This is a genomic window from Streptomyces sp. NPDC048171, from assembly GCF_043202655.1.
Lineage (GTDB): Bacteria > Actinomycetota > Actinomycetes > Streptomycetales > Streptomycetaceae > Streptomyces.
The window spans coordinates 169490-183093 of sequence record NZ_JBIDAU010000010.1 but is presented as its reverse complement, the minus strand read 5'-3'; the positions used below and the strand labels follow the sequence as shown (position 1 = coordinate 183093).

The following is a 13604-nucleotide window of genomic DNA, read 5'->3' as shown; positions in this document are numbered from 1 at the left end:
CTCAACGGCCCCGTCCGCGGGCCGGCCGGGCGACGTCAGTTGTCGCCCTCCCGCTCCGCCAGGAACTGTTCGAACTCGCGCCCGATCTCGTCGGCCGAGGGGATCTCGACGGGCTCGGCGAGCATGTTGCCGCGGGTCTCGGCGCCCGCGGCCGCGTCGTACTGGTGCTCCAGGCCCTGGACGAGGGCGGTCAGCTCCTCGTCGCCCTCCTGGATCTGCCGGTCGATCTCCGTCTGGGTGCGGTGGGCGTCCGTGCGCAGGGCGTGCGCGATGCCGGGCAGGACCAGGCCGGTCGCCGCGGTGATCGCCTCCAGGACGGTCAGCGCCGCGTCGGGGTACGGGGAGCGGGCGATGTAGTGCGGGACGTGCGCGGCGACACCCAGGACGTCGTGGCCGGCCTGCATGAGCCGGTACTCGACGAGCGCCTCGGCGCTGCCGGGGACCTGCGCCTCCTCGAAGGGGCTGCGGTGGCCCGGTACGAGGTCAGTGCGGGTGCCGTGCGGGGTGACGCCGACGGGACGGGTGTGCGGGACACCCATGGGGATGCCGTGGAAGCTCACCGCCAGGCGGACGCCCAGGCGCTCCACGATCTGCGCCACGGCCGCGGCGAAGCGCTCCCACTCGACGTCCGGTTCGGGGCCGGACAGCAGCAGGAACGGCGCCCCGGTGGCGTCCTGGACGAGCCGCACCTCGATGGTGGGTTCCTCGTACTCCGTCCAGCTGTCCCGCTTGAAGGTCAGCAGCGGACGGCGCGCCCGGTAGTCGACGAGCCGGTCGTGGTCGAAGCGGGCGACGACCTGGTGGGGCAGCGTGTCGAACACGCGCTCGACGATCTGGTCGCCGGTTTCCCCGGCGTCGATGTAGCCGTCGAAGTGGTACAGCATGACCAGTCCGGCCGACTCCTGCGCGAGCGCCATGTCGACGACGGCCAGGCCCTTCGGCTCCCATGCGTACAAATCCTGCGGATCAAGCACAGTGACCGCTCCCCTCCTCGTGTTCGTACGTGACAACGCCCGGACGGGGACGGGCATTCCCGCAAGGGCGAGGACTGTGATCTTGGCGGCCGCGTCGGAGGGGCGCCGTCCAGGGCAACGCCAAAGGGCCGCACCTCGAAAGGTGCGGCCCTCTGGTCTACGGCTTGGCCTCAGTGGCCTGCGCTCAGCTCTGGCCGCCGGCCAGCTTCTCGCGCAGCGCGGCCAGCGCCTCGTCCGACGCCAGGGCGCCGGAGTTGTCGCCACCCTCGGAGGAGTACGAGCCGCCGCCACCGCCGCCGGACGCGACCGGAGCCGCACCCGCGGTGTCGGCACCCTCGGCCGCGGCCTTCTCGTCCGCCTCGCGGGACTTGATGACCTGGGCCTGGTGCTGCTCGAAGCGCTGCTGCGCCTCGGCGTACTGCGTCTCCCACGCCTCGCGCTGGGTCTCGTAGCCCTCGAGCCAGTCGTTGGTCTCGGGGTCGAAGCCCTCGGGGTAGATGTAGTTGCCCTGGTCGTCGTAGGACGCGGCCATGCCGTACAGGGTCGGGTCGAACTCGACCGTCGACGGGTCGGCACCGAAGGCCTCGTTGGCCTGCTTCAGCGAGAGGCTGATGCGACGGCGCTCGAGGTCGATGTCGATGACCTTGACGAAGATCTCGTCGTTGACCTGGACGACCTGCTCCGGGATCTCCACGTGGCGCTCGGCCAGCTCGGAGATGTGGACCAGACCCTCGATGCCCTCGTCCACGCGGACGAACGCACCGAACGGCACCAGCTTCGTGACCTTGCCGGGAACGACCTGGCCGATCTGGTGGGTGCGGGCGAACTGCTGCCACGGGTCTTCCTGGGTCGCCTTCAGCGACAGGGAGACACGCTCGCGGTCCATGTCGACGTCGAGAACCTCGACGGTGACCTCCTGGCCGACCTCGACGACCTCGGAGGGGTGGTCGATGTGCTTCCAGGACAGCTCGGAGACGTGGACCAGACCGTCGACGCCACCCAGGTCCACGAAGGCACCGAAGTTGACGATCGAGGAGACGACGCCGGAACGGACCTGACCCTTCTGGAGGGTGGTGAGGAACGTCTGGCGGACCTCGGACTGGGTCTGCTCCAGCCAGGCACGGCGGGACAGGACCACGTTGTTGCGGTTCTTGTCCAGCTCGATGATCTTCGCCTCGAGCTCCTTGCCCACGTAGGGCTGGAGGTCGCGGACACGGCGCATCTCGACCAGGGAGGCCGGGAGGAAGCCGCGGAGGCCGATGTCGAGGATGAGACCACCCTTGACGACCTCGATGACGGTACCGGTGACGATGCCGTCCTCTTCCTTGATCTTCTCGATGGTGCCCCAGGCACGCTCGTACTGGGCGCGCTTCTTCGAGAGGATCAGGCGGCCTTCCTTGTCCTCCTTCTGGAGAACAAGGGCCTCGATCTCGTCACCGACGGCGACGACCTCGTTGGGGTCGACGTCGTGCTTGATCGAGAGCTCGCGGCTCGGGATGACACCTTCGGTCTTGTAACCGATGTCGAGCAGGACCTCGTCCCGGTCGACCTTCACGATGACGCCGTCGACGATGTCGCCGTCGTTGAAGTACTTGATCGTCTCGTCGATCGCGGCGAGGAAGGCTTCCTCGTTACCGATGTCGTTGACCGCTACCTGCGGGGTGGTGGCGGTGGTCTCGGTGCTGCTCGTCATGTGGGAAAGGGCTCCGGTACGGACATTGAAGTCGTAGGTACTGCTTACGCCGGGAGCCCGTTTCGCTCTGCAGAAGCCGGACAGCCAAGGAAGCGTCACCGAAAACCACTGGTGACGCCTCGAGAACCGAGGGGACATACAACAGATGCGAGCGCGGCCTACTACGTCTGAGGCGCGCAGGCCCGCAGCGCAACTTGTAGCATACGGGGGCAGCCGGGCAGGGTCAATGCGCGAAGCCGCACACCCGGGGCAGATCACCGCATACCCGGCACAAAAGCTGTCCCCCGAGGCCACGTGGACCCCTGAGCGTCCCTTGCGTGACCCGGGACCGGCGGCACGGAAGAGCCCGCAGACTAGTACGAGGGAGCCGGTCATCCAAGAGCCCGTAACGTCCGAGACCGCGGCGGCAGAACCCGAGGCCACCCGGCGTGCCGCCGGTGTCACGGAGAGTTCGCGCGCCAACCGCGGCTGGTGGGACCGGAACGCGGACGAGTACCAGACCGAGCACGGCACCTTCCTCGGCGACGACCGCTTCGTGTGGTGTCCCGAGGGCCTGGACGAGGTGGAGGCCGAGCTGCTCGGCCCGCCGGAGGACCTGAAGGGGAAGACGGTCCTGGAGATCGGCGCCGGCGCCGCGCAGTGCTCGCGCTGGCTGACCGCCCAGGGTGCCCGTCCGGTGGCCCTCGACCTCTCCCACCGCCAGCTCCAGCACGCCCTGCGCATCGGCGGCGACTTCCCCCTGGTCTGCGCCGACGCCGCCGTGCTGCCCTTCGCGGACGGCTCGTTCGATCTGGCGTGCTCGGCGTACGGGGCGCTGCCGTTCGTCGCCGATCCGCGGCTGGTGCTGCGGGAGGTGCGCCGGGTGCTGCGCCCGGGGGGCCGTTTCGTCTTCTCCGTCACGCATCCGCTGCGCTGGGCGCTGCCGGACGAGCCGGGCCCCGAGGGGCTGTCGGTCTCCGCGTCGTACTTCGACCGGACGCCCTACGTCGAGCAGGACGACGAGGGCCGCGCGGTGTATGTCGAGCACCACCGGACGCTCGGTGACCGGGTGCGGGACGTGGTGACGTCCGGGTTCCGGCTGGTGGACCTCGTGGAACCGGAGTGGCCGGACTGGAACACCTCCGAGTGGGGCGGGTGGTCCCCGCTGCGCGGGCACCTGATCCCGGGGACGGCGATCTTCGTGTGCGAGCGCGACTGAGCCGTACGGGACGTGCGTGCGCACGCGCGTGTGGAGGCCGGTTTCGCGGGCGTACGACACTGGGGGCGTGATCCGTTACGACGCCCTGGACGCGCTGCCCGTGCGCGGTGCCCTGCCCGCGCTGCACGACGCCCTGGAGGGGCACGGCACGGCGGTGCTGGTCGCGCCTCCCGGCACCGGCAAGACGACGTTGGTGCCGCTCGCGCTGGCCGGGCTGCTGGGCGAGGGACCCGCACGACGCGTGGTCGTGGCCGAGCCCCGGCGGATCGCGGCGCGGGCGGCGGCCCGGCGGATGGCGTGGCTGCTGGGTGAGAAGCCCGGCGCGCGTGTCGGGTACACCGTGCGCGGTGAGCGGGTGGCCGGACGGCACACGCGCGTGGAGGTCGTCACCACCGGTGTGCTCCTGCAGCGGCTCCAGCGGGACCAGGAACTGACCGGCGTCGACGTGGTGGTGCTCGACGAGTGCCACGAGCGGCATCTGGACGCGGACACGGCGGCGGCGTTCCTGTGGGACGTGCGCCAGGCGCTCCGCCCGGAACTGCGCCTGGTGGCCGCGTCGGCGACGACGGACGCGGAGGGCTGGGCCCGGCTGCTGGGCGGGGCGCCGGTCGTCGAGGCGCAGGGCGTGTCGTATCCCGTGGAGGTGGTCTGGTCGCCGCCGGCGCGTCCGGTGCGGCCCCCGCACGGGACGCGGGTGGATCCGGCGCTGCTCGCGCACGTCGCGTCGGTGGTGCGGCGGGCGCTGGCCGAGCGGGACGGGGACGTGCTCTGCTTCCTGCCGGGCGTCGGGGAGATCGCGCGTGTCGCCGGGCAGCTGGGGGGCCTCGGGGACGTCGACGTGCTCCAGGTGCACGGGCGGGCGCCCGCGGCCGTGCAGGACGCGGTGCTGGTGCCCGGGGCGCGGCGCCGGGTGGTGCTGGCGACCTCGGTGGCGGAGTCGTCGCTGACGGTTCCGGGCGTGCGGGCGGTCGTGGACGCCGGACTGGCGCGGGAGCCGCGCGTCGACCACGCGCGCGGGCTGAGCGCCCTGGCGACGGTACGGGCCTCGCGGGCGGCGGCGCGGCAGCGGGCGGGGCGGGCCGGGCGGGAGGCCCCCGGCGCGGTGTACCGCTGCTGGGCGGAGGCGGAGGACGCCCGGCTGCCGCGTTTCCCGGCGCCGGAGATCAAGGTGGCCGATCTGACCGCGTTCGCGCTGCAGGCGGCCTGCTGGGGGGATCCGGACGCGTCCGGACTGGCGCTCCTGGACCCTCCGCCCGGTGGGGCGATGGCGGCGGCGCGGTCGGTCCTGACGGCGGTCGGCGCGGTCGACTCCACCGGGCGTGCCACGCCCCGGGGCCTCCGGCTCGCCCGCCTCGGCGTCCATCCCCGCCTGGGTCGGGCGCTGCTCGACGCGGCCGGATCGGCGGGGGACGCCGGGACGGGTCGCTCCGGTGGAGGCGGCGGCGGTCCCGAGGTGGTCGCCGAAGTGGTCGGGCTGCTCAGCGAGGAGGCGCCGCGGGAGTACGGGGACGAGCTGGTGTCCGTACTGCGGGCCGCCCGGCGTGGAGGTGACGGCTACGCGGCGCGGTGGCGGGCGGAGGTGCGGCGGCTGCGGGGCGCTGTGGAGCCGGGGGACGGCCGGCGGGGGCTGCCGCTCACCGAGGAGGCTCTCGCCGGGCTGGTGGCCGCCCTGGCCTTTCCCGAGCGCGTGGCGAAGAAGGACGGCGGTACCTATCTGATGGTCTCCGGCACCCGGGCCGAGCTGCCCGAGGGATCGGCGCTGCGGGGTGCGCCGTGGATCGCCGTCGCCGTGGCCGACCGGCCGGTGGGCCGGGGCCACGCGCGCGTGCAGCTCGGTGCGGCCGTCGACGAGGAGACGGCCCGGCTCGCGGCGGGGGCGCTGCTGGCGGAGCGGGACGAGGTCCACTGGCGCGACGGCGACGTCGTGGCCCGGCGGGTGGAGCGACTCGGCGCCGTGGAACTCGCGGTCCGGCCGCTCACCGGCGCCGACCCCGGTCTCGTGCGGGACGCACTGCTCGAAGGGCTGCGGCAGGAAGGTCTGGGGCTGTTGCGCCGTACGGCCGACGCGGACGTGCTGCGCGCGCGGCTCGCGTTTCTGCGGCGGCATCTCGGTGAGCCGTGGCCGGACGTCTCGGACGACGCCCTCCACGCGCGCGTGGACGAGTGGTTGGAGCCCGAGCTGGGCCGGGCCCGACGGCGGGCCGACCTGGGCCGGATCGACGCCGTGGAGGCGCTGGCGCGGCTGCTGCCCTGGACGTCCGGGGAGGCGGCGCACCTCGACGAGCTGGCCCCCGAGCGCATCACGGTCCCCAGTGGGTCCAGGATCCGGATCGACTACGGGGACCCGGAACAGCCGGTCCTCGCGGTGAAGTTGCAGGAGATGTTCGGGCTGCAGCGGTCGCCCCGGATCGCCGGGGTGCCCCTGCTCGTCCATCTTCTCTCCCCCGCCGGACGCCCCGCCGCGGTGACGGCCGACCTGGCCTCCTTCTGGCGGGACGGCTACAAGGGCGTACGCGCGGAGCTGCGCGGCCGGTACCCGAAGCATCCGTGGCCCGAGGATCCCGCCTCGGCGGAGCCGACCCGGTACACGAAGGCCCGGCTCGCGCGGTGACGCGGGGGGCTGTGGAGACGGTGAGGGCGCCCTCCGCCGTGGCGGAGGGCGCCCTCGGTCGTCCGGTCGGGATCGCGCTTATGCCTTGGGCTCGGTGGAAGGGCTCGTGGACGGCTCGGTGGACGGGTCGGGCGTCGGCTCGGCCGCCTCGGCGACCTTCAGCTGGACGTTGAGCGCGCCGCCGCCCGCCGTGGTGACGCGGAGCATGTACGTGCCGCTGGTGTCGTCGGCGTACAGCTTCGGCAGCTTCAGCATGCCCTTGGCGTCGGTCTTGAGGCCGGTCAGGGTGCGGACGGTCTTGCCGTCGGCGTCCTTGAAGTAAGGGCCCTTGTCGGCCTCGGTCGGGTCGAGCACCGACTTGATGAGCGTGGCGGTGACGGCGACCTTGTCGGCGGCGGCGCCCTTGTGCGTGGCCTTCACCTCGATCTGGTCCGCGAACTCGCCGCCCGGCGCGCAGGTCAGCTCGGCGTCACCGACGCGGTCGAGGGCGTCGGCGACGCGTTCGGTGACCGTGGCCTTGTAGTCGAGGCCCACGGTGCGGCCGATCACGGTGGCGCGGACGGTGAAGGCGCCGGTCTGCTCGCCCGCCACCAGCGCGGGCGCGACGGCCACGCCGGAGGCGTTGGTGGTGACCGCGGCGACCTTGTCTCCGCCGGTGAAGGCGGCGTCCGTGTTTCCCACCACGGTGAAGCGGACGCGTACCTTGCCGACGGCCTTTCCGGCCTTGGTCTCGGCGCGGGCGCTGAGCTTCTCGGCGAAGGTGTCGCCCGCGATCGCGGTGAGCCCGGTGGCACCCGCGTTCTCCAGGTGGTGCACCGTGTCGGTGGGCGTGGGGGGCCGGGTGCCGGTGGGCGGCTCCGGTTCCGTCGGCGGCTTGGGGGTCGGTGAGCCGGTGCCGGGGTTCGGAGGCTTGCCGGGCTCGGCCGGGCGGTTCGGCTTGTCGCTGCCGGGCGAGGGGGAGCCGGAGGCGCCGGGTCGCGGCGTCGGGCCCGTCGCGCCGGGCGAGGGACCGGTGCCGGCGCCGATCAGGTCGTCGCTGCGGCCCACGGGGAGGCTGCCGGTGCCGTCGGGGATCTCGTGGGTGCCCTTGCGGTAGTGCTCCAGCCAGGACAGGACCGTGTGCAGGTAGTCCTGCGAGTTGTTGTAGCTGAGGATCGCGCTCTTGAGGTCGGCCTCGTCGGAGAGGTCCCAGGTGAAGCGGCAGAGGTAGTGACCGGCGGCGAGCGCGGCGTCGTAGACGTTGTTGGGGTCGTCCTTGCCGTCGCCGTTGCCGTCCCGGCCCGCCCACGACCAGGTGGAGGGGATGAACTGCATGGGGCCGACGGCGTTGTCGTAGCTGCTGTTGCCGTCGTAGACGCCGTCGTCGGTGTCCTTGATGAGCGCGAAGCCGTTGCCGTCGAGCTGGGGGCCGATGATCTTGCCGATGGTGGTGCCCTGGGCGTCGACGCGGCCGCCGCGAGCCTGGCCGGACTCCACCTTGCCGATGGCGGCGAGGAGTTGCCACGGCAGGTTGCAGCCGGGCTTGGCCTGGCGCACCGCCGCCTCGGCCTTCTTGTAGGCGTCCAGGACGGTCGCGGGTATGCCGGCCTCGGCGGCGGCCCGGGAGTCGGGGGTGCCGATGGTGGGTGCGGGGCTGGGGCTGTTGAGCGGCGGCAGGTCCGTGTAGTACGGCGAGTTGCCGGTCGCGCTCTCCTGGGAGGGTGTGTCGGACGCCGGCGCGTTGTCCGCGGAGGTCTGTCTGCCGTTGGCGTCGGCCGTCACGTCCGGGGCCTGGGACGCGGACAGGGCCGCGACCACGACCGCCGCCACGGTGGTGGTGACCGCCGCCTTGCGGAGCCTCCGGTCGAAATGCGCCGCCATAGAGTGAACCCCTCCCGTGGACGCCCGCGCGTCCCTCTCCGTCCGTGCCCGGCCGCGGTGTCCGGCTGCCGTGCTCGGCTGCCGTGCCCGCCCGTCGTTCCGCCCTGTTGTGACGATCGGTCCGCGCCGACGGTTGCACCGCAACCTTCCGAGCGCGGTGTCCGTCTGTTCGACCGGCACGGTGCCGCAGGCGACCCTACGGCAACTTGCTTTGCACGGGCACCCGTTCGCGCCCGATATTCACCGGTTGGCCATAAGAGGAGTTCTGTTGCCGTTCACTCTCAGTCATGCCGCCGCCGTGCTGCCAGGAGTGCGGGGTGACGGGTCGGGCCGTGGACGGATGGCGCCGGCCGTGCTGGTGGCTGGGTCGTTCGCGCCCGACATGACCTATTACGCGGCGAGTTTCCTGCCCGATGCGATGGAGTTCGGGGACGTCACGCACTCGTTTCCGGGTGTCTTCACGGTGGATGTGGCGGTGGCCTGGGCGCTGGTGGGGTTGTGGCTGCTGGTCCGCGAACCGCTGGTGGCCCTGCTGCCGAGCGCCCGCCAGGGACGCGTCGCGCCTCTGTTGCGGTGCGGGGCGCCACGCGCGCGTGTGCTGCCCCCGCTGGTGGCGTGGTGGTACGTGTCGGCGGTGCTGGGGGCGCTGACGCACGTGGTGTGGGACGCCTTCACGCACCTCGACCGCTGGGGGATGCGGGTGTTCCCGGTGCTGGGCCGGGAGATCGCGGGCTCACCGCTCTACTGGTACCTGCAGTACGGCGGTTCCGCGGTGGCCGCGGTCGTCATCGTCGTGTTCCTGACGCGGGCGCTGCGCCGGACGCCCCGGAGCGGGACGCCGGCGGTTCCGGTCCTCTCGGTCCGGGACCGGTGGTGGGCCGCGGCGGTGCTCGGGGGCTGCGCGGTGGCGGGGGCGGTGCGGCGGGCGACGCGGTGGTGGGACTACTGGGGTCATATGGCGAAGCCCTGGGAGCTGATCCCGACGGTGTGCTTCGGGGCGGGCGCGGGGCTGGTCCCGGCGCTGCTGCTGTACGCCGTGGCGGTCAGGGTGTGGCGTCCGGTCCCGGCTCCCACCAGCCGTGCCGGTGCCGGTACGGAGCCGGACCGCCGGGTCGCCCGCTGAGGGTGTCGGCGGTCGCGACGAACACGGTGAAGGTGCGTGCGGGGCGGGGCCGCGGCACCCGGGAGAGGGCCAGTGACAGGTAGCCGCGCGCCAGGTCGGCCCACAGCCGCCAGGCCGGTGTCTCGCGCGGGGTGGCGGTCTCCGGGTCCGGGCGGGCGAGTCTGCGGCGGAGGCCGGTCGCGGTGCGGCGCAGGGCCGTGGTGAGGGTGGCGGGGATGCGGCCGGTACTCGCGTCTGGCGCGAGGGCCGGGACCGGTAGCAGTGGCACGCGGGCGGGTCCGTCTGTGCTTGCCCGTGCCGGTGTCGTCCGGTGGTGGAGCATGCGTATACCCATGCCCGCATCCTCACGGGAGACGAGCGCGGGGGGCGCATCCGCGGGGGCCACCAGAGTGACGGGCCCTCCGGGGGCCGGGGCGTCGCCGGGTGCCGCGTCGCCCCGGTGACGCCGCCGGGCAGCGACTCCCTGCTGGGGCTGCCCTATCGAGGGCGAGCGAACCAGGCCGAGGCCTGCGGCCGGGACGAGCCCGCGCGGCGCGTGCGAGTCGGAGCGTCGGTGCCCGGCGGAGTGCCCGCCGTCCGCGTCGGCACGAGCCGCGGGCTGTGCCAGGCGGCGCGGCCGCCACGCCCGGTGAGCACCCGGGCGGGTATCCGGCGGGAGCCCGGGGACGCGGGCGGACAACCGCACGGGATCGGGGCCCGGCCCCTCCGGACACTGAGGCGAAGGCCCCAGGCGACCGGTCACCCCGCTGCCACTGCCGGTGTCACGGCCCAAGCGGGCGGACGGCCCACCCAGGAAGACGGGGCGTTCGACTCCCCGCACCACGTCGGGCAGCCGCCTCGCCGAGCGCGTGCGGGCAGCGCCCAGGTCGGCACTCCCCCGCCCCGCCACCCCCCGGAGACCCATGCGCCGCCGCGCCCCGACGCATGCCGGGGGCCGCCACGCCGAGCGCGAGCGGGCAGGTCGGGCGCCCACGCCCGCACTCCCCCGCCCCACCAAACCGCCAGAGACACATACGCCGCCGCGCCCCAACGCACGCCGGGGGCCACCACGCCGAGCGCGCGCGGACAGGTCGGGCGCCCACGCCCGCACTCCCCCGCCCCACCAAACCGCCAGAGACACATACGCCGCCGCGCCCCGACGCACGCCGGGGGCCACCACGCCGAACGCGAGCAGGCGGGCGGGTGGTGGGTGCCCTGGCCCGCGCTCCGACCGCCCCGCCAACCGCCGGAGGCTAGTGCGCCGCCGACTCCCAGTCCGCTCCCGAGCCCACCGAGACGCCCAGGGGGACGTTGAGCTGGACCGCGTTCGCCATTTCGCGGCGGACCAGTTCCTCCGCCGCGGCGCGCTCGCCGGGGGCGATCTCCAGGACGATTTCGTCGTGGACCTGGAGCAGCATGCGGGAGGACAGCTCGGCCTCGCGCAGTGCCTTGTCCACGTTGAGCATGGCGATCTTGACGATGTCGGCCGCGGTGCCCTGGATGGGGGCGTTGAGGGCCATGCGCTCGGCGGCCTCGCGGCGCTGGCGGTTGTCGCTGTTGAGGTCGGGCAGGTAGCGGCGGCGGCCGAAGAGGGTCGCCGTGTAGCCCGTCGCCCGTGCCTCGTCGACCACCCGGCGCAGGTAGTCCCGTACGCCGCCGAAGCGCTCGAAGTAGGCGTCCATCAGGCCGCGCGCCTCGGCCGCCTCGATGTTCAGCTGCTGGGAGAGGCCGAAGGCCGAGAGGCCGTACGCCAGGCCGTAGGACATGGCCTTGATCTTGCGGCGCATCTCCGCGTCCACGGCCGACTGCTCGACGGAGAAGACCTGCGCGGCGGCGGTGGTGTGCAGGTCCTCGCCCGAGGTGAACGCCTCGGTGAGGCCGGCGTCCTCCGAGAGGTGGGCCATCACCCGCAGCTCGATCTGGCTGTAGTCGGCCGTCATCAGGGACTCGAAGCCCTCGCCGACCACGAAGCCGCGGCGGATGGCGCGGCCCTCGTCGGTGCGGACCGGGATGTTCTGCAGGTTCGGGTCCGTGGAGGAGAGGCGGCCAGTCGCGGCGACCGTCTGGTTGAACGTGGTGTGGATGCGGCCGTCCGCGGCGATCGTCTTGATCAGGCCCTCCACCGTGACCCGCAGCTTGGCCTGCTCGCGGTGGCGGAGCATGATCACCGGCAGTTCGTTGTCGGTCTGGGCCGCGAGCCAGGCCAGGGCGTCGGCGTCGGTGGTGTAGCCGGTCTTGGTCTTCTTGGTCTTCGGCAGGTTCAGCTCGCCGAAGAGGACTTCCTGGAGCTGCTTGGGCGAGCCCAGGTTGAACTCGCGTCCGGCCGCCGCGTGCGCCTCCTTCACCGCCTGCTGGACGGCGCCCGCGAACATCTGCTCCATGGCCTCCAGATGGGCGCGGTCGGCCGCGATGCCGTGCCGCTCCATGCGGGCGAGCAGTGCGGAGGTCGGCAGCTCCATGTCGCGCAGCAGGTCCGCGGCGCCGACGTCCGCCAGGCGGCCCTCGAACGCCTCGCCGAGATCGAGGATCGCTCGGGCCTGCACCATGAGGGCCTCGGCCTCGGCGCCGTCGTCCGCGCCGAAGGCCAGCTGGCCGTCGGCCGCGGCGGCCGGGGCCAGCTCGCGGTGGAGGTACTCCAGGGACAGCGCGTCCAGGTCGAAGGAGCGGCGGCCCGGCTTGACCAGGTAGGCGGCGAGCGCGGTGTCCATGCCCACGCCGGCGACGCTCCAGCCGTGCTCGGCGAAGACCCGCATCGCGCCCTTGGCGCTGTGGAACACCTTGGGACGGTCCGCGTCGGACAGCCAGGCGGCGAACGCCGTCTCGTCGGCCTCGTCCAGCGCCGTCGGGTCGAACCAGGCGGCCTTTCCGTCGGCCGCGGCCAGCGCGACCTCGGCGACCGAGCCGGTGCCCAGGGCCCAGGTGTCGACGGTGGCGACGCCCAGGGGCTGTGCGCCGTGCTCGGTGAGCCAGCCGGCCACCTCGCCGGTACCCAGCACCACGCCGTCCAGCTCGACCCCGTCCGCCACGACCGGGGTGGCCTCGGCCTCCTCGGCGCCCGGGTCGACGGCGTAGAGCCGCTCGCGCAGGGACGGATTGCGGATCTCCAGGGTGTCCAGGATCATCGCGACACCCTTGCGGTCGTACGCGGGCCGCTCCAGGTCGGTGACCGCCTTGGGCAGCTCGACCCGCCGCTCCAGCTCGGTGAGCCGGCGGTTGAGCTTGACGGACTCCAGGTGGTCGCGCAGGTTCTGCCCGGCCTTGCCCTTGACCTCGTCGACGCGCTCGACCAGGTCCGCGAAGGATCCGAACTGGTTGATCCACTTCGCGGCCGTCTTCTCGCCGACGCCCGGGATGCCCGGCAGGTTGTCGGACGGGTCGCCGCGCAGGGCCGCGAAGTCGGGGTACTGGGCGGGGGTCAGCCCGTACTTCTCGAAGACCTTCTCCGGCGTGAAGCGGGTCAGCTCGGAGACGCCCTTGGTCGGGTAGAGGACCGTGGTGTGCTCGCTGACCAGCTGGAAGGAGTCCCGGTCGCCGGTGACGATCAGCACGTCGAAGCCCTCGGCCTCGGCCTGCGTGGCGAGCGTGGCGATGACGTCGTCCGCCTCGAAGCCGTCGACGGCGAAGCGGGTGACGTGCATGGCGTCGAGCAGCTCGCCGATCAGCTCGACCTGGCCCTTGAACTCGTCGGGGGTCTTGGAGCGGTTCGCCTTGTACTCCGTGAACTCCTGCGACCGCCAGGTCTTGCGGGAGACGTCGAACGCCACCGCGAAGTGCGTGGGCGCCTCGTCACGCAACGTGTTGGCCAGCATCGACGCGAATCCGTAGATCGCGTTGGTCGGCTGGCCCGTCGCGGTCGTGAAGTTCTCCGCGGGCAGCGCGAAGAACGCGCGGTAGGCCAGCGAGTGCCCGTCCATGAGCATCAGCCGCGGGCGGGCGCCGGAGGTGCTGTCGGTCTTCTTCGATGCTGTCTTCGCCACGACACCGATCCTGCCACGTGCCACTGACAGTCGGTCCCGGCCGCGCCCGTCCACGCCGTGGGAGGCGGCGGTGCGCGCGAAGTCCGCGAACATTGCTCACGATCTCCGCCCGCCCCGGCCGGACGAGTTGTCGGCGGCGCGTGCGAGGATCGGAGACGTACCTCACACGCGTCAGCGAAGGAGCGCGCG

Annotated in this window: 8 protein-coding genes; 3 read left to right on the top strand and 5 right to left on the bottom strand. The window is 73.0% G+C overall.

What is annotated here, in order from left to right; all coding sequences use genetic code 11:
• Window positions 1-35: 35 nt before the first annotated feature.
• Both ACGF3J_RS27860 and rpsA read right to left on the bottom strand, forming a co-directional pair.
• A complete protein-coding gene (locus ACGF3J_RS27860; protein ID WP_161327379.1) occupies window positions 36-974 on the bottom strand; it encodes a PAC2 family protein in 939 nt (312 codons plus the stop codon).
• Window positions 975-1158: 184 nt separating this feature from the next.
• A complete protein-coding gene (gene rpsA, locus ACGF3J_RS27855) occupies window positions 1159-2667 on the bottom strand; it encodes a 30S ribosomal protein S1 (RefSeq protein WP_125495358.1) in 1509 nt (502 codons plus the stop codon).
• Window positions 2668-2893: 226 nt separating this feature from the next.
• On the opposite strand from rpsA, the gene ACGF3J_RS27850 reads away from it, so the two are divergent.
• Together ACGF3J_RS27850 and hrpB are read left to right on the top strand one after the other, a co-directional pair.
• Window positions 2894-3865 carry a class I SAM-dependent methyltransferase gene (locus ACGF3J_RS27850; protein ID WP_237552380.1) on the top strand — a complete coding sequence of 324 codons (972 nt, stop codon included), beginning with the start codon at window positions 2894-2896 and terminating at the stop codon, window positions 3863-3865.
• Window positions 3866-3932: 67 nt separating this feature from the next.
• Window positions 3933-6476 carry an ATP-dependent helicase HrpB gene (gene hrpB, locus ACGF3J_RS27845; protein WP_393855006.1) on the top strand — a complete coding sequence of 848 codons (2544 nt, stop codon included), beginning with the start codon at window positions 3933-3935 and terminating at the stop codon, window positions 6474-6476.
• A 78-nt stretch (window positions 6477-6554) separates the two neighbouring features.
• On the opposite strand, the gene ACGF3J_RS27840 is transcribed toward hrpB, so the two are convergent.
• Window positions 6555-8336 carry a lytic transglycosylase domain-containing protein gene (locus ACGF3J_RS27840; RefSeq protein WP_161326507.1) on the bottom strand — a complete coding sequence of 594 codons (1782 nt, stop codon included), beginning with the start codon at window positions 8334-8336 and terminating at the stop codon, window positions 6555-6557.
• Between the two features lie 268 nt (window positions 8337-8604).
• Between ACGF3J_RS27840 and ACGF3J_RS27835 the strand changes: the two genes are divergently transcribed.
• Window positions 8605-9459, top strand: a complete 855-nt coding sequence (locus ACGF3J_RS27835) for a DUF4184 family protein (RefSeq protein WP_161326508.1) — start codon at window positions 8605-8607, stop codon at window positions 9457-9459.
• Here the strand turns inward: ACGF3J_RS27835 and ACGF3J_RS27830 are convergent.
• Window positions 9380-9727, bottom strand: coding sequence for a hypothetical protein (locus ACGF3J_RS27830; RefSeq protein ID WP_346345949.1), 348 nt, complete (start codon window positions 9725-9727; stop codon window positions 9380-9382). The two genes, ACGF3J_RS27835 and ACGF3J_RS27830, sit on opposite strands and share 80 nt — an antisense overlap.
• 964 nt (window positions 9728-10691) lie before the next feature.
• Window positions 10692-13415 carry a DNA polymerase I gene (polA, locus tag ACGF3J_RS27825; RefSeq protein ID WP_161326036.1) on the bottom strand — a complete coding sequence of 908 codons (2724 nt, stop codon included), beginning with the start codon at window positions 13413-13415 and terminating at the stop codon, window positions 10692-10694.
• Between the last annotated feature and the right edge of the window lie 189 nt (window positions 13416-13604).